This window comes from Pseudomonas sp. NPDC089530, assembly GCF_050280705.1.
GTDB lineage: Bacteria > Pseudomonadota > Gammaproteobacteria > Pseudomonadales > Pseudomonadaceae > Aquipseudomonas.
On sequence record NZ_JBNNVU010000007.1, the window covers coordinates 43,031 to 64,448 of the forward strand.

Sequence of the window (21,418 nt, forward strand, 5' to 3'; positions counted from 1 at the left end):
ATTGGCTTAACAAACCCGTGTGCTGGCCGTCCCGAGACAAGGCGGCTAGCGGAATAGTCGTGAATCTGGCCACCGCGAGCATGAATCGACGCATCTCGTATTCGGGGCTGATTAAGCGGCAGTGCTTGAGGTGTGTGAAGAGCCAATCCAATTCAAGGGGCGAAAGATTGGCAGCGTCCAAGCCCTTGTCAGGCGGGGTATCTGGAGGCTGAGCCATGACTGGCGCCGGCTGTTTCCGAACCCCCACACGCCACAAATAATGAAGAAAATGGAAAGTAATACCGTGCACCTTCCGCATCACCGTGCTGACTATCGGGGTCTTGGGATTGGGTCGATGGAACGGGCGCCAGGCCGGATTAATCAGCTGCTTTGTGAGACCCTGGTGGCCACTGAATAGGAAGCGAAATCCACCCGACCTCTGAGTGACCCAATTGTCGTCAGGCTGTTTTATGAAGTGTAGAAATCGCGTCAGGCTCTCGTTATCCCATTCGGTCATGGGTCGCCGGTCAACCAGGAAACTCCAGTTCAGGGCCATCTGCAGCACAGAGGTGTAGTCGCTGTATCGACCTGCCCAAGGAGTTTGCTTGATTTGCATTGATTCAAGGATGAAATCCGCCGCGTGACGACACATTTCGACTGGTAGGCAGGACGGGTCGATATCGTATAACCGTCGCAGAACATGGATGTTTACGGGGAAATCCATGCCTTCGTCTAAGCAACGGACAAACACCCACATCGTTGGAAAAATGGGGAACGGGTTTGACGTCCAGTTCATAAGAAATGCACGTTTTGTGAGCTTCGGAAAAGTGTAGTTCGGAGAACTCAATCGCAGAAAAGGGCAAGCCTTTGAGTTCTCTAAGGTTCTTGCGTCCAGATTCAGAAAATTCCCGTCCAATGATTACGAAACGCTGACAGCATGAACATACCTGACATAGCACATGATTTAACATAATATACATTATGCGAATCATCATATAGAAAGCTAGGGCGTGATCTTCCTGTCGAGATTAACTAAATATGCAAAAAAACAGCTAAATCTGAAACTGGATACAAATCAGCCTGTTAGCGAGCATGACACCTAGTATTGGCCTGAAATAATTACCTAAATATGCGTATCAGACTCAGCTCCCAGACTAGGATGCCTACGGCCGGCGCCATCTCTTTCACGACGTGGCCTGACGATGACAGTTGGCCAGATCGGAAGCCAGACAGCACTGTGATTTTCGCGGGCGCGAAAATCACAGTGGCTTTGAGCTCTGGGCTGGCTGTCGCGCCATTTCAGTCAACACCTAATCAAACAGCTCGCAAGAAAGCGCCGAGTTCATTTTGGGCTGCTCGCAGAAATGCCCGGGCTTCCTCGATAACCCAGGTACTGGGCAGTGGTTCGTATTCCATCGTATAGCACCTTTTAGTGAGCCACGGCTTGGAGATGTTGCTAGGAGCAACAGCCTCCAACTACATAGCATGGGGTGGTCACCTCTGATACCCTGCCCTTTACAATATGAGATCAGGGGATAACTATGCTAAATATTCATTTAGTTGAGTAAACATAGATGGACCTGTGATTGCACTGCCGCCTACCCAGCTAAGTGACCATCATTTTTAAACTTTCAGACATGCAGCTGTCATTCCTTGAGGGGCGCGGCTTTCAAAACCGGAATGTCGTCAAGAAACTGTCCTGCGGCAAGCGCGATATTATCTGGAACATTATCGATCGCCAGAGCCCCAGCGATTACGTGCGGCACATCGCGGAAAATCTCGATTTGTAGCCTAGTTCCTCCACGGCGACGTCCTAAACTACAGGTTGATAGGAAAACAACACCTTGTCGAAGAGCCCCTGCCCCCCCCCACACACACGAGAGGTTCATCACTTGCATATAGCATCTTAAGCCCTGCATTAGCCGAGCTTAAGATTATAAAAATCAATCTTTACAAGGCAGCTGCTTTGATAACTGATTCAAAAGTAGCCTCATGTCGTCACCCAATTCAAGCGATTCAGCTCTTGCAAGCAACTCTCTTAAGTGTTCGGTATTGATGCGGAGGTGACCAAGACACATAGCCATCAGGAATTCAAGCGCGCCCTCACCTTGCGCATTAGCTGATCCTTCAACTACCGAAATCAGAAAGTCCATCATCTTCAGACTAAAATCATCACTAACTGAGTAGTTTAACTCTGATGCCGTAGCTGCCCTGAGAAGACATGCTTGAATTACTCCATCATTGTATCTATCGAAGCATGCCGGACTTATAACTGTTGAATGATAGATGCTAGCCAAACCTTCGCCATTAGGTTTTATCCTCATATCATGCAAAATCGCTTGAATCGTCCAATATACATCAGCCTGGGTAGATTTCGTATGATCTATTTCCAAGCCTGACCAGAAGGCAAACGTATCCCTCAACTTAAGGACTTCACCTGAAGGCGACGGCAAGAATAGATCATCTGGCTCAAATTCATTCTGCTCCAACTTCTCAAGGCGCATTTTAAGAGCATCGGATAATTCAACTGGGTCTTCTGATAAGTCATCGCTAATTCCCCTAAGAAAATCACGCTCCGCGTCCCAGGGTGTTCTCGTACTTCCGATGATACGAGGCATATGGCATTCGCTCAGTACGATCAGAGTACGCCCGCCTAACTCTAAATCTTTACGGAGTTGCTCATATGCATCCTTGCTAGGAATTTTTGAGAATCCAACCAAGTAAAGGATGGAAGATTGATCACTGATACAGCGCAGCTTCCTGGAAGCGTCGAGCAATTTTCTACCAGATGTGATTGCCCCAGCAATTACTACCACTGACGAAGATCCTTTAAGCAGATCGTCGTCAACTTCAGACATGCTCTGCCAGGTAACTCCAGGCTCACCAATAATTTGCTTAACTTGTTCCATCAAAGAAATTGAGCCAGGATCATCAAGCGCAATTATCTTTTCAGCATCTCTAGAGATATACTTTTTAATTGATCGATGGAGCTTTTCCGAAAACCCCTTGGGCATTTCTTTCAAGTAACTCCCAACATCGATAAAAAAGTGCTCCCTTGATTCTGCACCCAGGTCGGAAGCCACACGCCATTGCAAAAGTTTTTTTGCAGCGAATTCCTCAAAGAACTTCCGTCGGTCAGCTGTAAAATCTGCCTTCTTGATTACTACTTGACCATGGCTAGGAGTCTCGGGCAAAAATTGATCGCCAGCGATCTTGATGACCTTACTTCCCTTCAAGCAATCAGAACAATCTTCAGGAGCAAAAGATCTTATGCTTTCAGAGACCAAGCAAGCCACATCAAAAATCCCGTATTGGGTAGGCTTCAACTTACTATAGAAAAGTGTGACAACCTGCTCAGCGGTGAAATTATTTTTCTTAAGAATTTCTGCAGCAAGCCCGCCGCTTGTGGTTGCAGAGATAATCACCAAACTGTTAGCTGCTTCCACAAAGTCGAAGCTTTTCCTAAGCGCAGTGTAAGATTCAAAACTCTCAATTAATGGCAGCCGTTCGCTGTAGCGACCGGACATCAAAGCAGCAACACTCACCAGATAAGAAATCGACGACGTATCAACATAAATTCGATCAGGAGCCTCAGTGAAGTAAGGAAGTAAAGATATAGCAAGGAATGCTACCTCTTCACCAGCCACTAACAAATTCGAAGCTCGTATGAACCCGCTGCAATGATCACCTGAAGGTTTCGAGAAATGGAAGCTTGACGAGGATGTGATAAGCCCTTGCCTGCGCTCGAAAATATCAAGCATACCCTGACAGATCATCGCATCGCGAAGGCCCTTTTCGATTCTCAAATCGTTTTTGGCACGTGTTATTACTCCACAACTGTCGTACAGCAGAGGAACGAGTCGGTCATCTACACCACCTACGAATGATTCAAATTCTTCTTTAAATGAGTCATTACGGAAGAGACTTAGAAAATCATCTCTATGGCCGGTCGGCCCTATCAAATAAACACGATCCGGAAGCAGATTATTTTCGACATCTGCTTTTATTGACTTGACGATTTCATCTGAAGATACAGTCGTATTACAGCAAATAACGAGAGCAGGCCTTACCGACTCATATTTGAAGCGAAACGCAAAGCCGGCACTCATTGTTTGGGCTCCAGAGGAATTAAGAATGTTATTGCTACACCAGAAACCCACCCTAATTGAGTAAGGGACTCATTGGCAGGAAGCCCGGTAACCCAATCGGAAAAGTCACATAGATCGCCTGGAGCATAAGGTTGAGCAATAAAATCCCTATAGAGAGAGAGACGGCCACTTCGAACCTTCATGAAACCGTTGAGCTTAGTTAAGCGATCCATAACGACGGGAAGGCCAAGACCCTTGTTATCCTTGCCGGATGACGTCTGACGCGCGCTGAAACATTTCTTGATGATCGAATACTCGTAGCCGAGATCCTCCTCAGAGGGCAAATCGTTCGTATCAGCACACCAGCGCTCAAAAAAACCAAGCCCAGAATCAATAATGCTTATTTCGATGAATCTGGTTTTTTCAACATCATCTACTCGATGCGCTTGCAAATAGGTTGAAAGTCCGCGTTCCCGCTGGGTGCGTTTTTCAAGCGCCTTATCAAAAAGACTTATTCCATTGCTATAAATTACGCGTTGCCCAGGCCTTAGCCATACGTCCCGACTATGACTTCTTGAGCCATGCTCGTGCGTATTCAAAAATAGCTCGAAAAATATACGACCAAGATGCTGCATGTCTTCACTTGATAGCTTCTGCGCAGCACCAAGAACACCAATGGATTTTTCTACCATTGACTTTATTATATTTTCTATCTGAGAAATCTGCCTGGGAATAGCACCATCTTCGGGAGATTGTGTGTAAAAGTTCTTATCGAAACCTTTCGAGCTATGGTCGACAAAAGAAAACCAACATAGCGCACCTCTTTGTTGGCCATGTTTGTTTCCTGCTTGACTCTCAATAGCACCTCTCGCAGCAATATTCACAGCCTTGCGGATGTCAGCCCCTGTACTCGAGAGCATTATCTTCTTCGCCAGCATCGCTGCATTAAACTTATGCGGGCGGCTTACTACTTCATCCGTATATTCTTGAGCTTCTTCGGAATTTCCTCCGAGAACTATTTCTCGGGAGCTAGACAACCGCCCCCACGTATTAATCGCTTGAATCGCAGCGGCCACCCCACCAAACAGGGCATTATTAAACTCAGAGGGAAGATAGAGCGCCTCACTGGGGCTGGCTTCCTCCAAGCTATTTACAAACGCCTCACAACTATCAGTCGTAAGATCCTTAGGAAAATTAATCACCGTCTAATCCTTTGCATTTACTGGATAGCCTTTCGTACAAAATATATGCAACGCATCATCAAATGTAAAACTTACCACCTAGAGTTTTTTTATAACTCAGGCAAACTCCTGTTAGTCTCATCGGGCTGCGAAGGAATACTAAAATACACCATTCAGGCTAGTAGAGGCCAAGCAGACCGCGAAGAAATGTTGATCCGTTAAACGTCGCAGGAGGATCGAGGAGCCTCACCAGATGATCGGGCAAACAAATTCAACACATTAGCTGCCTCCGCCCGTCAGCTCGGTGGAAGTAGATTGGCTTTTACTACCAGCAGTCATGAAGAATCCTTTCGACTTCGTGATCCGACGAGTTGTCTTTCCAGGGATTCGATGAATCTGGCCAGGCCCCTGGTAACGCTACCTCCAACGGTAGCGTTGCACTGAATACTGGTTAGGAACTGTAGGGGGCTCTCGCCTACGTTGGGAGAAACCTCGGTCCATGTTCGGAAAGTCAAGCCTGCTGCAATGGCAGAGCAACGTGACCGCGTGATAGGTCACTCTTCCAGTTAAGGGGAGCAGCGCTTGATCGGTACCGGTGGGTACAGCAATTATTCGGTGCTTGGTGGTGGCGCGCACGCGTCACTCTTGCATGGCTGCTTCACTTTGCGCATGGCGCGACAAAGCGTCCTTGACCAGCGCTAGCGTTTCCGAATCGGAGTCACCCAATGCCATCGACTCCAACCGTTCAACCCACTCAGTGCAACGACTGAGCCCCATCATATATTCCAACGTGCTTGGCGAAATGTAGGCCGTGTGAGTCGTATTGCCACCGGTGGACGAGCTTTGAAAACTGATAAATCCCCGCGCGAACTGGAGGAATCGACTCGGTGAATCAACGTGCTGCTCAACCCAGCTGCGCCCCTCGTCGCCGCCGGTACCGTAGTGGTTGAGGTCCGTGAGATAGGAAGACAGATCTTCGTCACCCAGAAACGCATCAGGGTCTGCACTTGCCACCTGGCGTACGATACCCAAGTACAAGTTTTTCAGTTGCTCCAGCCCCGCATCGTCGAACATGCCGATATCGCCTCTGCGGCGCAGCGCATAGTCTGCGGCGAGCAATTTGTCGGTAACGGGCAGGCTGGGCACTACGTGAAACGCCTCGACAACCAGCTGGCTGCGCGTACTCTCGCACGTGGCGCTTCAGGAACAGCCGCAGCAAGCGTACGACTTGCTCGCGCGGCGACCAGTGGGTGTGCGGCATGCGCCGGCCCACTCGCTCACCGGCCCGTAGCAAAGATTGCACCACGGCCGCTGACTGACCGAGCGGGAACTCGTCCACAAGGCCCAGCAAGCGCTGCAGAATTTCCGCCTGTCGGTGATCTTCAAACGTGCACAGTAAGCTGGCGAAGTCCTCTGGCTCGGTGATCAGCCGGGCGAACTCGTGCAACAGCGAGTTAGGGAGCTCCTGCGTGGGAATCGACAGTTCGAAATAGCGATCAAAAACTTCCTCGCAGCAGACCCGTGAGTCTCGGTCGTTTCGTTCCTGGTTTTGCCCAATGGCCGCGGCGAGGGACAGCGATTCCTGCCTTTCTGCAGGCTTTACCAAGCGCCACGTCTGAGACACCTATCTCGCGAGCCAGAGTCAAAACTGGCGTCGACCAAACCTTCTCGAACAGCTCCTGGGCCGGGAGCGACACTGTTTTGTACATCGATAGGCCTCAGGTGAACTCAACCGAGTGTTTATCTTAAGACACGTTTTTTATCACAACTCGAAATCAAGTGGGTTGCTCCACCGAGCCATCAGGCACCTCAGGGCGGGCACATTTGCCTGGGTCTCGATGGCGATCACCCGATGATATCGTCGTGCTACCATCGGCGCATGTTAGGTGCCGGATGAGCACCTAGCGGCGACTCCTCCCCAACATGCAAGAAGCAGCCAGCACCATGAAAAATATCCAGCAAATTCAGAAAGAAGCACGCTCCGAGTCCATGAACAAGTGGATTGGGAGGCTGGAGTCTGAAACGGAGTTTGACGCAGAGGGATCTAGTCCTACCGAGAGAATGGAGGACATCATCGCGCAGATCAAAGCTGCGATGCAGCAGACGGGTATCGAAGCGCCAATCAATGAGCTGATCGAGAAGGCTTTCGAACAAGGTGTGCAGGCTGGATTCGCCAGAGCACTCTCAAAATTCTGTAAAGGTGCGATAACGGCTCGAAAGGTTCCAAACGAAGATGAGTGGGTACTCAGTACGCTGTCCACTCAGTATCAAATCACAGCTAAATTGCCGACAGCTTCAAATGAGGATCATAGAGCTACGGTCAAAATCAAGCTTGCAGATCACGGTTTCGAGTGATCATGACCACTGGAGTCCGCTCGTTAGGCGAAATTCTGTGGCGATTACTGTGAGCTTGCTTCTTCCCTACTGTCGTCACTGAATAGCGTCAATGGCGCTCAAACTGATCGGCATCGCAACGGAGTACGATATGCCCTTAGCCCCCTCTTTGATTGGCGACCTTTGGAGATTCCGTACCGCGCGTACCATGTTGCCCATTCTGGTTTGGTGCGCTAAGCACCGACGCACCATTTCCTATAGTCATCTAGATGCGGAAATCGTCCGTCGTGGTCTGGGTGCTCACACACACGCCGCAGCCTATGGGCGCGCCGCCGGCCTGGTAGGTGATGCGCTTTACGAGCTCGAAGAGCAACTTGGGCTCGAGCTACCGCCGCTGAATGCGCTGGTGGTTAACAAATACTCCCGCAGACCTGGTAGCGGCTGCAACGGCTATCTGGATCAGTTTGTTCATAGCCGCACCTTCGCGCAGCTAAATGATGACGACCAATGGGCTGTCCTTGAGCAGGCTTGGGACAAAATCTACAACTGCAGAAACTGGGAAGCCCTCCTCGAATATCTCGAAATGGAGGCACTTGCTGGCGCGGTGCCTTCCGAGTACGAGGATGACTACGAACAAGTGATCATCCCCAAAACCGGTGGCTTCTCCGGCGGTGAATCGGAACATCATCGACGGCTCAAGGAGTATGTCCTACGTCACCCAGATCTTGTGATTGAGTCGGATGCACACGATTGGGAGGGAGGCGTTGAAGTCATGCTCCCCTCCGGCGATTGCGCTGATGTGATGTTCCACAATGGGCCGTCGATGCTAGCTGTGGAGGTCAAATCTTTCATCTCTTCGGACGCTGACCTATCCCGTGGCATTTTTCAGTGCGTCAAGTACCGGGCCGTTGGAATCGCATGGCAACGTGCATTGCTGGAGGTTCCGGATGCGAGCGCCGTCCTGGTTATTCAGCAAGATCTTCCTCTGGAGCTCGCGATACTGGCAGAGCGATTGGACGTAAGGGTTGTGGTGGTGCCGGCTGACCTAACCGCAACGATGGATGACGAGTCATTGACTCTTCTGTCTGCGTAGCTCCACGAGCGACGGTTAGCATCGTGGCGCTCACTCAACGGCCAGGAGGCACTTTGGGGCTTCTATCTAGAAAAATGTAGTGCTCTATGGCGCGTAATGATTTGGCCGTTCCCGAACAACAGATGCTGATAAGCAGGAAGGATGACCTACTCCCGCTTCTTGAAGGGAAGGTCTTCCATGTCACTACGCTCCAAGGGTACGAGAAGATCCTGCAAGCTGGCGCACTGCTGCCGAACACTGGAGAGCATCGCTCTCCATGAATCGCCCCGGGTTTCGTAGACACCTCTTTGCCTTAAACTGAGGCCAATTAGGAGGTGCGATGAGCAACCCGCGTTACCCCGAAGAATTCAAAATCCAAGCGGTCAATCAAGTGACCGAAAAGAAGCTGCCTGTCGCTGATGTGGCAGCACGCCTTGGTGTATCGACGCATAGCCTCTATGCCTGGATAAAGCGCTACAGCAAACCTCATGAAAAACGGCAGCAAGACGATGATCAGCAAGCTGAACTGCGCCGTCTGCGAGCAGAGCTCAAGAGGGTTACTGAAGAGCGAGATATTTTAAAAAAGGCCGCCACGTACTTTGCCAAGGAGTGCGGCTGAAGTACGCCTTTATCAAGCAGCGAGCGGGCGACTACTCCATACGACGGCTTTGCCTGACGCTGAAAGTCCATCCCAGTGGTTATTACGCTTGGCTGTCTGAGCCGCAATCTGCCCGCGCTAAAGACGACCAGCGATTGCTAGGTTTGATCAAGCATTCATGGCTGGAGAGCGGCGGAGTTGATGGCTATCGCAAAATCCATGACGATCTGCGCGAGGTTGGTGAAGATTGTGGTCGGCATCGTGTGGCGAGGCTGATGCGTCTTGAAGGTCTGCGCTCTCAGACAGGATATCGACGACGCCCTGGAAAGTACGGAGGTAAGCCAGCAGTAGCCTCACCCAATTTACTGAAGCGCCAGTTCGATGTCGTAGAACCCAACAAAGTTTGGGTCACCGACATCACCTACATTCGCACGTATGAAGGCTGGCTGTATTTGGCTGTGGTGCTGGATCTGTTTCTCGTCAGGTCGTTGGCTGGTCAATGAAGTCGCAGATGACCAGTGATTTGGCCATTGATGCGTTATTGATGGCGGTTTGGCGGCGCAAACCGAAACAGGAAGTAATGGTTCACTCTGACCAAAGTAGCCAATACAGCAGCACCGATTGGCGTAGCTTTTTGAAGGCGAACAATTTAGTTGCCAGCATGAGCCGCCGAGGCAACTGTCATGACAACGCCGTGGTCGAGAGCTTTTTCCAGCTTCTGAAGCGGGAACGGATCAAGCGAAAAATCTACACCACGCGAGAAGATGCTCGTAGTGATGTATTCGACTACATCGAGATGTTCTACAACGCAAAACGCCGGCATGGTTTCAACAATCAGCTGTCACCGATAGAGTTTGAAAAGCGTTACACAATGAGCTTGCAAGGTGCCTAGAGAACCCGGGGCGATTCATTTTCACTTCTCAGTTAATGAAACAAAAATGATGTGGGAAGCTCTAATCGATCCTAAGTATGAGCTCTAACTGCTTGATTTCAGCTCAAGAGGCTCACTGGGAAGAAAGCACCAGATTTTCTTCGACGGTCTCTGCCGCCGCCCTAGAGTTCCATCTTCGCAGCACTGGCCGGCAACTTCTCAACGCTTTCAATCAGCCGATAAAAATGCCCCCTCAGCATTTCGTCTTCCAGGCTTTCATCCAGACGACCACGCAAGGCTTCGAGCTGGCGCGTGGCAACGGCAAAACTCCCACCGTGACTCAGTTCGTCCGCGTACTCGCCAAGGGTCGTCGCGATTTCATGGCACAGCTCAGCCGACACTGAGCGAGTCGGTGCTTCCCGTTGGCCATGGCTCAGCTCGACCTGCAGCGCGTCGCTGGTCATGGCGATGCTGCGAATACGCGCCAGCATTTCTTGCAGGCGGAATATCAGTACCTCCTGATGGCTTTCCGCGACCTGCCACCCAGGTTCCAGGGCGACCCTGGCCAGCATCGTTTCACAGGCGGCTAATTCGCTCCAGACTCGTGGGTCGTGAGGTGCTTGTCCGTTGCACAGCGAATCCGCAAGTCGGTCCAGCAACCCGGCCAATCGCCGACGCAGAGTCTCGCCTTCGGCTTCTGGCCATAGACAGGCATGAATCACCAGGGAGATGCCAACCCCCAACAACACACCGATCAGGCGGTCGCGGATTTCCGTGAGGTTGGTGCTAGGACCGAACTGTTCCAGCAAGGCCAGGGAAAAAGTGAAGACGATCTGGATGCCGGCGTAACTGATGCGTTCCGAACCCGCGGCGATCCAGGCCCCCAAGGCAATCACCGGCAGCGCCATGAACAGCAGGCCGACGATATCGTCGATCTGTGGGATGACCAGGACCACCATGGCCAGTGCCAGCACGCTACCCGTCAAGGCGCCGCCAACCCTCAGTACGGCGCGCATGCCGGTGGCTCCCAGGCTGGGCTGGGCGACGATCAGGCAGGTCAGCATGATGGTATGGATGCCTTGCCAGTCGGTGCCTATGTAGAACAGGTAACAAACCAGGGCGGCAAGCAGCGTCTTCAGGGAGAACTGGGCATAGACCGGGCTTGTGAACGCGTCCGGCACCAGGAAGGGCGTGCCCTGCTCTTCCTGTGCCACGTCGCCCGGGCTCTGCCCTGCCCCCGGCAAAGCCAGCAAGGCCAGGCGCATTTCCTCATAGACCCCCGGCAAACCCTGGGTATTGAGTTCGGCAAGCGGCACGCGCGCCTCCAGCGTCTGGCCAGTGCCCAGACCGAGTAGCGCTTGCCGCAGTTGTGCCGGGACCGGGCCCGGCGGCACCTCCGCCGGCAGCTGCGGCGCCAGGGTCAACAGCCGTGAAATACCGCTGACTCGGGCCAGATGGAACACTCGATCACGGCGGTAATTCGGGTCGCGCATGCAGGCGAACCGCAGCAGCTGTTGCGCCGCCAACAGGCTGCGCTGGAGGCTGGCGGTAGTGAAATCCGCGCTGCGCTGCTGACCGGCGAGACGCTCGGCAATCTGCTGCAGTTGTGATCGCAGGTGGCGCTCCAACTGCTTGGCCGGTTCCGCCGGAAGCAGCAGCGTATTGATCACCAGGGTCAAGGCGATCGCATAGCAGATGGCGGCCCAGACCCACAGCACCAGGCGCAGTACTACCTCGGCCTGGTCCGTCTGGTCGGCGAACGTCTGCACATAGATGACCACCAGGCCGACGAGAAAGAACACCACGCCGATCCTGGTCACCCGCATCAGGTAGACGCTGCAGAAAAAAAGAACGCTGGCCCCCAGTATCCTCGGCAGTGGAAAGCCGTAGGTGAACTTCAACAGCAGAATGGAAACCCCGATGGCCAGGGTCGCCCCGACCAGGAACAGCATGCCCACCAGGCGCGTCAGCACCACGTTGGTCTGCGTGACATAGAAGACCGCGATCAATGAGAGGGCCAGGAACGGCACCTGCAGAGTCATCGAGATGCCGATCACCAGCGCGCAGCTCAACAAGGTGCGCAGCATCAGGTTGGCCCGGCCCGGATACGGCTGCAGCTCATCCGCCAGGAAGCGGTACAGGCGCTCTACCCGGCTGCTTCCGGCGTTCATCTGGCGCCCTGGGCCGTGTTATCGGGGCGCAGCACGGCCACGGCCGAGGCACCGATGCGGAACAGTTCCGGATCAGGGGCCCGCACGGCGATTTTCACCGGGAAACGTTGCGAGACCCGCACCCAGTTGATGCTGCGCTGGACCCGGGGCAGGCCCTCGATAACGGTGCCGCCGTCATCCGGCAGGACGCCGTAGCTCAGGGAGTCGACCTGGCCCTGAAAGCGCTGGCCGGTATCGCTCAGCAGATAGAGGGTGGCCGCCGCCCCCGCCTTGATGTCCTTCAGGTCGGTCTCGCGAAAGTTGGCGATCACGTACCAATGGCGAGTATCGATCAGGGTGAACACCGGTTTGTAGGCCGAGGCGAACTGGCCGACGGTGGTGCGCAAGGAAGCGACCCGGCCATCGAAAGGTGCCCGGACCTCGGTGAACTCCAGGTTCAGCTCGGCGATGGAGATCTGCGCTTCGACTTCCGCGCGCTGCGCCACCAACGCATCCACCCCGCTCACCGCGGCGGCGGCCCGCTGGGCCTGCAACCTGGTGGCATTGAGCTCAGCCGCCGTCGAACGCTGCGCCGTTCGCGCCTGGTCCACCGCCTCCACCGAAACGAAGCCCCGGGCCAGGAGTTTTTCCTGGCGCTGAAAGGTGTCGTTCGCCTGGCTCGCCTGGGCCCGGGCGCGCTCGACCGAAGCCACCGCCGAAGCCGCCTCGTACTGCTGGGCGTTCACGCTTCTCTGGGTCAGCGCAATCTGCTGATTCAGGGTCACCAGCCGGGCCTTGGCCTGGTCCAGCGCATCCTGGTAGGGACGCGGATCGATACGCAGCAGCAGATCGCCCCTTTTGACCGATTGGTTGTCACGCACCGGCAGCTCGATAATCCGCCCATTCACTTCCGGCACCACATCGATGGTGTCGGCATAGACATAGGCGTCATCGGTTTTCGGGCTGGTTTCCAGGTGCCAGAGCACATAACCCAATACCGCGAGCGCAGCCAGAACGATCAAGAGCGCCGGCAGGCGGCTGCGCCGTGAAATTGCAGGGGAATCAGTCATGGAGTGCACGCATCTACGGGTAGAAAAAGACGAGCCACAGCAGCATCGCCAACAGGCCGGCCAGCGCCGGGTAGCTCAGCGCCAACGGGGCAAAACGCTCGTGTGCGCCCCACCTGCCCAACAGCCGATGGACAGCGAGGGTCCCCAGAACGCCGCCCACCAGGCAGAACAGCCAATCGGGGAAGGCCGCACCGAAAATCACCAGTGAGGGGGACAGGGAACAACCACTGAGCAGCAAGCAGGCAAGCACGAGCGCCCACCTGACGGGGAAGAATGAAGGCATGCAGTAAGCCAGGAGATCTGAGCGAGGATTCACCGGCACACGCTACCTTCAACATTCGGGGGCGGATATTGGAAAAAAACACATCTCGATTGTGAGAAACAACAAGCTCAAAACCCGCTGTTGAACTTTAAAGCGGCGCGTAAGAGCATGGATCGCTCGCCCGCCAGAACATCCCGTACAAGGAGCTCGCCGAAGTGATCCCGGTCCCCCTTATCAACTCGCCGCTCAGGGACTTCACCTTGGACTTCGCCAGAGCCCCTGAGGCAGTCACGGGACGAGTTCACGACGCCTTGATCAAGATGGAGGGCTACAACAACCTGTCCCCGGACGCGCGAAAGGACCTGGAAAGTTCATTGGTCTATACGGCGAAGCTCTGGTGCGAAGTACTGCTGTCCGGCGAGCGACTGCCCGAGGCGTTTGCCCTGGAGCTCAGGGAAATCGGGCGCCGGCGGGTCCATCAAGGCGTTCCCTTGCAGTCGTTGATGCGCGGATACAGCCTGGGCGCGCGGGAGATCTGGCGGACTTATCTGGAGCAGACCAAAGCCACTGACGAGATCGACAAGGAACAGCTGTTGAGCATTTCAGCGTTCACCTTCGATTTTTTCGACAGCGTTGCCGAGACCGTCACCCAGGCCTATCTGGACGAACAGATCCAGAAGACCCGCTGGCGGGAATACTTGAACCATCGGCTTTACCACATCCTGTTTCACTCGCCCCAGGAGGTGACGGAGTTCCAGCAGACCTTGCTGGCGCTCGGCATCGACCCGAGCATTCCTCGGGTGGCCCTGGCGCTGGATGTCGCCTTGCAGACCACCCAACCCTTGTTGCGCGAAGAGGAACTGGATCGCCTGACGCTCCTGATCGCGCGCTGCTTCAAGATCCCGGCCAAGGAACTGGTGCGCATCTGGTACCGGGACCGGCTGCTGGTCTGGCTGCCCGGTATTCAAGGCGAAACCATGAGCCAGTGCGACCAGCGAGTGGCCCGGCATGCGGCGTCCTTGCAGGCGCTTATCCCGCCACTGCGGTGTATCGGCCTCGGCATGGTGAACAGCGACGTCGGCGGCTGGGTCAGCTCGGCGGAGGAAGCGCTGAAAGCCATCGACCTGTTCGCCTGCGACCAGGGCGAACCGCGCATCCGGCGCTACTCCCGGGTGTTGATCGAAGACAGTGTCCGCAGCCATAAAAATGTCCTGCGCTATCTGGTGTCCCTGGTCGAGCAACTCAACAGCGAACCGGAACTCCTGCTGACCCTGGAGGCCTACTTCGCCCAGGGACGTCGCCGGAGCCAGACGGCCAAAATCCTCGATATCCATCCGAACACCCTCAACTATCGCCTGGGGCGTATCGAGAACCTGCTGTACGCAGACCTCAACGACATCAACTGGATCAGCAAGCTGGATGCCGCGCTGAGACTGCGCAAACACTCGATCAACAAGATCGAGGCCGATGACGAATGAGCTTCAGGCGCCTGCCCTGCTCCACCGCCGCCGGGATGCTCGCCCCCCTGCCTGAGCCCTCCCATCACGCGCACTAGCGCAATCCTCTTGAATGCTTGCCTGATCCTGTGGACTTGAGGGGTAGCGGATAGGAAACCCTTTACCCCTGGGCTAGAGTCCGACGACGAGGAGCCCGTCGTCATGCACCATGCCCGCGCCGGCCAGGCATCGCCCCTGGCCCCACCATCGCCCTGCGGATCGGCCAGATGCCGCCCGCCTCTATCCCCCTGCGTTGCAACAGACGCTTGTCCGCGGCGCGCGGGCGGCTCCAGCCCTTACTACTCTGTGTTGACCCGGAAGACGCCTCGCCGCGCCCTCCTCATAAGAACGAAGAACCACCAACCGACGATCAGCAGGTGAGCCATGGAACTACGAATCAACCAAAAGGCCTATCAGGTCGATGCCGACGCCGACACGCCGCTGCTGTGGGTGATCCGCGATGACCTGGGGCTGACCGGCACCAAGTACGGCTGCGGCCTGGCCCAGTGCGGCGCGTGCTCCGTGCTGGTGGACGGCAATGTGGTGCGAGCCTGCGTGACCCCGGTGGCCGGGGTGGTCGGCCGTGAGGTGACCACCATCGAGGCGATCGAAGCCGATGAGGTGGGCCAGCGCGTGGTCGCCGCCTGGGTCGAGCATCAGGTGGCGCAGTGCGGTTATTGCCAGTCCGGGCAGGTCATGGCGGCCACCGCGCTGCTCAAGCACAACCCCGCGCCCAGCGATGCACAGATCGAGGCGGCGATGGTCAACCTGTGCCGCTGCGGCACCTACAACGCCATCCGCACCGCCGTCCATGACCTTGCCGCACAGCCCGCCAAGAAGGAAAGCGCCTGATGAACACGTCCATCGACTCCGCTGAAGACCTCCTGAATTTGCCGCTGGGCGAACCGATCAACCTGTCCCGCCGGCGCTTCCTGGCCAGCACCGCCGTGGGCGCGCTGGTGCTGGGGTTCGGCCTGCCGCTCGGCTCGGCCCGGGTCCAGGCCGCCACGGCGAGCGCCGCGGAACGCGGGACCCAGGTGCCGGCGTTTCTCGAGATTCGCCCCGACGGCAGCGTGCGCCTGCTCAGCCCCTTCATGGAAGGCGGACAAGGCACCCACACCGCCATGGCCCAGATCGTCGGCGAGGAATTGGATGCCGATCCGGCCACCTTCGTGGTCGAGAGCGCGCCGCCCGGCGAAGCCTACGTGGTGATGGAAAACGGTATGCGCATCACCGGCGGCAGCATGTCGGTGCGCATGAGCTACCCGACCATGCGCCGCCTTGGCGCCCTGGCACGGGCCATGCTGCTGCAGGCCGGCGCCGAGCAGCTCGGCGTCCCGGTCGCGCAGCTGTCCACCGAGCCTGGGCGGGTGATCCACGCCGCCTCCGGCCGCTCCCTGGGCTACGGAGAACTGGCCGGGCGCGCCCTGGACATGCCCGTGCCCGACCCGGCCAGCATCACCCTGCGCGACCCCGGCCAGTTCCGCTGGATCGGCAAGCCGGTGAAGCGGATCGATGCCTACGAGAAATCCACCGGCAAGGCGCTCTACTCCATCGACCAGAAGGTCGACGGCATGCTCCACGCCGCCGTGCAGCATGCGCCGCGCCTGGGCATGACCGTGGGCAGCCTGCGCAACGAAGCCCAGGTCAAGGCGATGAAAGGTGTGCACTCCGTTCACCCGCTACCCGGCGCGGTGGCGGTGGTCGCCGAACGCTGGTGGCACGCCAAGCGCGCGGTGGAAGCCATCCAGGTCGACTGGCTGGAGCCTGCCGCCGATTCGCCGGTGCGGCCAATGCCCGCCGATTTTTCCAGCGATGGCTTCCGCGACTTTCTCGCCGCCCAGCAAGGCCCGGCCCGGGACGATGAGAATGAAGGCGATGTGACCGCCGCCCTGGCCAGTGCCAAGACCAGGGTCGAGGCCACCTACCACAACCAGTACCTCAACCACGCCCAGCTGGAGCCGCCTTCGGCCCTGGCACGCTTCAATCCCGACGGCTCGCTCGAGGTCTGGCTGCCCAACCAGGCGCCAGACATGTTCCGCGCCGATATCGCCAAACGCACCGGGCTCGACCTCGACCGAATCACCCTGCACTCGCCGCTGCTGGGCGGTTTTTTCGGCCGGCATTTTCTCTATGACTCGGCCAATCCCTACCCCCAGGCCATCGCCCTGGCCAAGGCCGTGGGCCGTCCGGTCAAGCTGATCTGGAGCCGCGAGGAAGAGTTCCTGCGCGATGCGCTGCGCCCGGTCGCCGTGGTCAAGTTCCGCGCCGGGCTGGACGCCGAGGGCCTGCCGGTGGCGATCGAGGCCGTGAGCGCCACGGAAGGCCCGACCGAAGCCATCGCCGGCAAGCAGGGCGAAAAACTCGACCCCACGGCCCTCGAAGGGCTGTCGGGCAAGTCCTATGCGATTGCCAACAAGCGCATCGCGCAGATCTACGTCAAGGGCCCGGCCATGCTCGGCTACTGGCGTTCGGTGGGCAATTCGCTGAACGACTTCTTCTACGAAGCCTTCCTCGACGAACTGGCGGACAAAGGCGGCCGCGACCCGTACGAGCTGCGCCTGCACCTGCTGCGCGACAACCCGCGGCTGACCACCCTGTTGCAGTCGGTGGGCGAGTTGTCCGGCGGCTGGAAGCGCGGCCCCTACACCGCCGCGGATGGCACCCGACGCGCCCGCGGCGTGGCCATGGCCTCGCCGTTCGGCTCCCACGCGGCGGTGATTGCCGAGGTGTCGATCGAAGGCGGCCAGGTCAAGGTCCATGAGATCTGGCAGGCCATCGACCCGGGCAGCATCGTCAACCCGGCGATTATCGAGGCCCAGGTCAATGGCGCCGTGGCCCTGGGCTTGTCCCAGGCGTTGCTGGAGGAAGCGGTCTACGTGGATGGCAAGCCGCGGGCGCGCAACTACGACCTCTATCCGATCCTGCCACCGGCGCGCATGGCGCGGGTGCAGGTCAGGATCGTCGAGAGTGGCGAAAAGATGGGCGGCATCGGCGAACCCCCGCTGCCGGCGGTGGCACCTGCGGTGGCCAACGCGGTAGCGCGGCTGACCGGCCAGCGCATCCGCAGCCTGCCCTTGAGTCGCTACACCTTCAGCTGACCGACAGAGGCCCCAGATGAACAACAGCCGATTCGCAAGAACCGCAGGCTGGCTGGCCCTGCCGTGCCTGGTCGCGGCAGGCCTGCTGGCCTGGTATGTCACCCGCCAGCCCGCCTCGCCCTTCGAACAGGAGCCGGTCGCCCAGGCCAGCTTCGATCCCGCCCTGGTGAGCCGCGGCGAGTACGTCGCCCGGCTCAGCGACTGCGTGGCGTGCCACAGCCTGCCGGGCAAGGCGCCCTTCGCCGGCGGCCTGGAAATGGCCACCCCGCTGGGCGCCATCCATGCCACCAACATCACCCCGGACCGGGACAACGGCATCGGCGCCTACAGCCTGGCCGACTTCGACCGCGCCGTGCGCCATGGCGTCGCGCCGGGCGGCCGGCGGCTCTACCCGGCCATGCCCTACCCGTCCTACGCCAAGCTCAGCGACGACGATATGCGTGCGCTGTACGCTTTCTTCATGAAAGGCGTGCAACCGGCCAGCCAGCCCAACGCTCCCGGGAACATTCCCTGGCCACTTAACCTGCGCTGGCCGATCGCGCTGTGGAACGGCCTGTTCGCCCCGACCACGGCTTACGCCACCAAGCCTGGCCAGGACGCGCTGTGGAACCGCGGTGCCTACATCGTCCAGGGCCCGGGCCACTGCGGCAGCTGCCACACCCCCCGCGGCCTGGCGTTCAACGAGCAGGCCCTGGACGAGTCCGGCGCGCCCTTTCTCGCCGGCGCCCTGCTTGACGGCTGGTACGCGCCAAGCCTGCGCCAGGACCCCAACACCGGATTGGGGCGCTGGAGCGAGCCGCAGATCGTGCAGTTCCTCAAGACCGGGCGCAACCGACATGCGGTGGTCTACGGCTCGATGACCGAAGCGTTCAACAACTCCACTCAGTTCATGAGTGATGAGGACCTGAACGCGATCGCCCGCTACCTCACGTCGCTGCCTGGCGATCCGCGGCGCGACGGCACGGCCTGGCAGTACCAGGCCGTGTCCGCCGTCACCCGCCTGGACAGTCCCGGAGCCCATACCTATGTGACCCGCTGCGCCTCCTGTCATGGCCTGGACGGTCAGGGCCAGGCCGAGTGGATGCCGCCCCTGGCCGGCGCCACTTCGGCCCTGGCCAGGGAAAGCGCGTCGGCGATCAACATCACCCTCAACGGCTCGCAGCGTATCGTCGCCGCCGGCGTGCCGGATGCCTACCGCATGCCGGCCTTTCGCGAGCAGTTGTCGGACCAGGACATCGCCCAGGTACTGACCTTCGTACGCGGCACCTGGGGCAACCAGGGGGGCGCGGTCGACGCACAAGCGGTGGGCAAGCTGCGCGCCCATACCGACCCGGCCAGCAGCAGCCCGATCGTCCTGCATATGCGCTGACAGACGACGCCCTTGCTCATTGGCGCGAGGGTCTCGCCTGCAATAAGCGGCAAAGCCGATTTTTTGAACCGGAGAGGTCCCATGGAAAGCATCGACTTACTGGTCCTGCGCACCGCCCATGACTGGCTCGAGGCCGGCCAGCGCGTCCTGCTCGTCACCGTCGCCCGCACCTGGGGCTCTTCGCCTCGCCCCGTGGGTTCGATGATGGCCCTGCGCGGCGACGGTCGCGTAGTGGGCAGCGTGTCGGGAGGCTGTATCGAGGACGACCTGATCCACCGCTACACCAGCGCCCATGCCGGCAGTGGCCTGCCGGACGGGCCGCCGCAAGTGGTGCGCTATGGCATCACGGCCGATGAAGCCCACCGCTTCGGCCTGCCCTGTGGCGGCACGCTGGAGCTGATCCTCGAATTCAAGCCGGCAAGGCCGGCCCTGGAACAGTTGTTGGCCCAGCTGGACGCTGGGCACCTGGTACGCCGCAGCCTGGACCTGGGCAGCGGCCAGGTATCCCTGGCGGTCAGCACCCAGCCGGAGCAGTTCAGCTTCGATGGCCAGCAGATGGCCAACACCCTGGGGCCTGGCTACCGCCTGCTACTGATCGGCGCGGGCGCTCTGGCCGAATACCTGGCGACCATGGCGCTGTTCAACGGCTTCCGGGTCTCGGTCTGCGACCCCCGGCCCGAGCACATCAGCGGCTGGAGCGTGGCGGACGTGGAACAACTGGTCGGCATGCCGGACGACGTGGTCCGGGCATTCGCCCCGGACCTGCGCAGCGGGGTCGTCGCCGTCAGCCATGACCCCAGGCTCGACGACCTGGCCCTGCTCGAAGCCCTGCACAGCCCGGCCTTCTACATCGGCGCTATCGGTTCGCGGCGTAACAGTCAGTCGCGCCGCGAGCGCCTGATCGAACACTTCGGCGAAAGCGAAGCCTCGCTCCAGCGCCTGCACGGTCCGATCGGCATCTACATCGGGAGCAAGACGCCCGCCGAGATCGCCGTGAGCGTCATGGCCGAGATTCTCGCCGCCAAGAACGGTGTCGCCCTGCCCCGCGCCGCGAATATTTCCAGGGCCAAGCGGGCACGCGAGCAAGCAGCCCCTGTGGCCTGACCGCTCAGTCGCAGCCCCGCGCCAGCTGCGTGAGATAGGCGCAGAACATATCGGCCATGGCGTCGGCATAGGCCTTGATTTCAGCGGCGGTGCGCGGGCTTTCCGAGAACTCCTTCCCCACGTTACCGAGCGTGCGGGTAAGCAGGTCGCTGGCCAGGTCGCGGACGGGCTGGGCTGCCTCGGGCAGCACCTCGAGCATGAACGCCTGGAAAATCTGCTCGCCCTGGGCCTTCACGGCGTGCGCTTCGGGGGCGTCGCGGTACAGCGGCGCGGCGTCGCTGAGCGCCACCCGCATCCCGGCTTCCGCGCACTCCGACTGGATGAACACCTGGACCAGCACCCGCAGTCGCTCCAGCGGAGCCTTGCCCACATCCTCGAGAATGCCGCGCAGCATCTGCGTGGTCTGTTGCCACTCATCGCTTTGCAGGCGAAACAGGATCGCCGCCTTGTTCGGGAAGTACTGATACAGCGAACCAATGCTGACGCCGGCCTTCTCGGCCACCCGGGCGGTGGTGAAACGCTGCGCGCCTTCCTTGGCCAAAACCTGAATAGCGGCTTCCAGGATCGCCGCGACCAGCTCCGTCGAACGGGCCTGCTGAGGGCGTTTGCGCGAGGAAACCTGCGGGCTCCGGCGGTTGCTCATGACGCGGCGTCAGGGCCGGAGCCAATGCGAATAGCGGATATGGCCACTTGTTAATACTCTCTAAATGCGACGAATCATTCGCATTCTAGTCATGCGCCAC

Annotated in this window: 14 protein-coding genes and 1 pseudogene; 8 read left to right on the top strand and 7 right to left on the bottom strand. The window is 58.2% G+C overall.

Going from position 1 to position 21,418, the window contains the following annotated elements; genetic code table 11:
- Positions 1–1,922: 1,922 nt before the first annotated feature.
- From ACQKQA_RS04440 to ACQKQA_RS04450, 3 genes are all read right to left on the bottom strand, one after another.
- Entirely contained in the window at positions 1,923–4,088 is a 2,166-nt protein-coding gene (locus ACQKQA_RS04440) for a hypothetical protein (protein WP_427553930.1), read from the bottom strand.
- Positions 4,085–5,269 carry a hypothetical protein gene (locus ACQKQA_RS04445; RefSeq protein ID WP_427553932.1) on the bottom strand — a complete coding sequence of 395 codons (1,185 nt, stop codon included), beginning with the start codon at positions 5,267–5,269 and terminating at the stop codon, positions 4,085–4,087. Before ACQKQA_RS04445 ends, ACQKQA_RS04440 begins: the two co-directional genes overlap by 4 nt.
- Positions 5,270–5,887: 618 nt before the next feature.
- On the bottom strand, positions 5,888–6,394 hold the full coding sequence (locus tag ACQKQA_RS04450; protein ID WP_427553934.1) for a hypothetical protein: 507 nt from the start codon (positions 6,392–6,394) through the stop codon (positions 5,888–5,890).
- A 798-nt stretch (positions 6,395–7,192) separates the two neighbouring features.
- On the opposite strand from ACQKQA_RS04450, the gene ACQKQA_RS04455 reads away from it, so the two are divergent.
- The 3 genes and pseudogenes from ACQKQA_RS04455 to ACQKQA_RS04465 all read left to right on the top strand — a co-directional run bounded on the left by ACQKQA_RS04455 (position 7,193) and on the right by ACQKQA_RS04465 (position 10,144).
- Positions 7,193–7,603 (top strand): hypothetical protein, encoded by a 411-nt coding sequence (locus ACQKQA_RS04455; protein ID WP_346648347.1) that lies wholly within the window; start codon positions 7,193–7,195, stop codon positions 7,601–7,603.
- Positions 7,604–7,694: 91 nt separating this feature from the next.
- Positions 7,695–8,675: a hypothetical protein gene (locus tag ACQKQA_RS04460; protein ID WP_427553936.1), complete on the top strand. Its 981-nt coding sequence runs from the start codon at positions 7,695–7,697 to the stop codon at positions 8,673–8,675.
- Positions 8,676–8,994: 319 nt separating this feature from the next.
- Positions 8,995–10,144: pseudogene (locus ACQKQA_RS04465) on the top strand (IS3 family transposase).
- Between the two features lie 161 nt (positions 10,145–10,305).
- Here ACQKQA_RS04465 and ACQKQA_RS04470 read toward each other — a convergent pair.
- Genes ACQKQA_RS04470 through ACQKQA_RS04480 form a run of 3 tightly spaced genes read right to left on the bottom strand, consistent with a single transcriptional unit; the run spans position 10,306 to position 13,593 of the window.
- Complete coding sequence (locus tag ACQKQA_RS04470; RefSeq protein WP_427553938.1) at positions 10,306–12,294, bottom strand: FUSC family protein; 1,989 nt, start codon at positions 12,292–12,294, stop codon at positions 10,306–10,308.
- A complete protein-coding gene (mdtN, locus tag ACQKQA_RS04475; RefSeq protein WP_427553940.1) occupies positions 12,291–13,343 on the bottom strand; it encodes a multidrug transporter subunit MdtN in 1,053 nt (350 codons plus the stop codon). Before mdtN ends, ACQKQA_RS04470 begins: the two co-directional genes overlap by 4 nt.
- Before the next feature lie 13 nt (positions 13,344–13,356).
- Complete coding sequence (locus ACQKQA_RS04480; protein ID WP_427553942.1) at positions 13,357–13,593, bottom strand: YtcA family lipoprotein; 237 nt, start codon at positions 13,591–13,593, stop codon at positions 13,357–13,359.
- A gap of 332 nt (positions 13,594–13,925) precedes the next feature.
- Here ACQKQA_RS04480 and ACQKQA_RS04485 point away from each other — a divergent pair, with 332 nt between their 5' ends.
- The 5 genes from ACQKQA_RS04485 (at position 13,926) to ACQKQA_RS04505 (ending at position 20,675) form a co-directional block, all read left to right on the top strand.
- Complete coding sequence (locus ACQKQA_RS04485) at positions 13,926–15,083, top strand: PucR family transcriptional regulator (protein WP_427554103.1); 1,158 nt, start codon at positions 13,926–13,928, stop codon at positions 15,081–15,083.
- Positions 15,084–15,485: 402 nt separating this feature from the next.
- Complete coding sequence (locus ACQKQA_RS04490; RefSeq protein ID WP_427553944.1) at positions 15,486–15,953, top strand: (2Fe-2S)-binding protein; 468 nt, start codon at positions 15,486–15,488, stop codon at positions 15,951–15,953.
- Complete coding sequence (locus ACQKQA_RS04495) at positions 15,953–18,202, top strand: molybdopterin cofactor-binding domain-containing protein (RefSeq protein WP_427553946.1); 2,250 nt, start codon at positions 15,953–15,955, stop codon at positions 18,200–18,202. Before ACQKQA_RS04490 ends, ACQKQA_RS04495 begins: the two co-directional genes overlap by 1 nt.
- A gap of 16 nt (positions 18,203–18,218) precedes the next feature.
- On the top strand, positions 18,219–19,571 hold the full coding sequence (locus tag ACQKQA_RS04500) for a c-type cytochrome (protein ID WP_427553948.1): 1,353 nt from the start codon (positions 18,219–18,221) through the stop codon (positions 19,569–19,571).
- Between the two features lie 81 nt (positions 19,572–19,652).
- Positions 19,653–20,675 carry an XdhC family protein gene (locus tag ACQKQA_RS04505; protein WP_427553950.1) on the top strand — a complete coding sequence of 341 codons (1,023 nt, stop codon included), beginning with the start codon at positions 19,653–19,655 and terminating at the stop codon, positions 20,673–20,675.
- 4 nt (positions 20,676–20,679) lie between these two features.
- Here ACQKQA_RS04505 and ACQKQA_RS04510 read toward each other — a convergent pair whose 3' ends face one another.
- Positions 20,680–21,318, bottom strand: coding sequence for a TetR family transcriptional regulator (locus ACQKQA_RS04510; protein WP_427553952.1), 639 nt, complete (start codon positions 21,316–21,318; stop codon positions 20,680–20,682).
- Positions 21,319–21,418 lie beyond the last annotated feature (100 nt).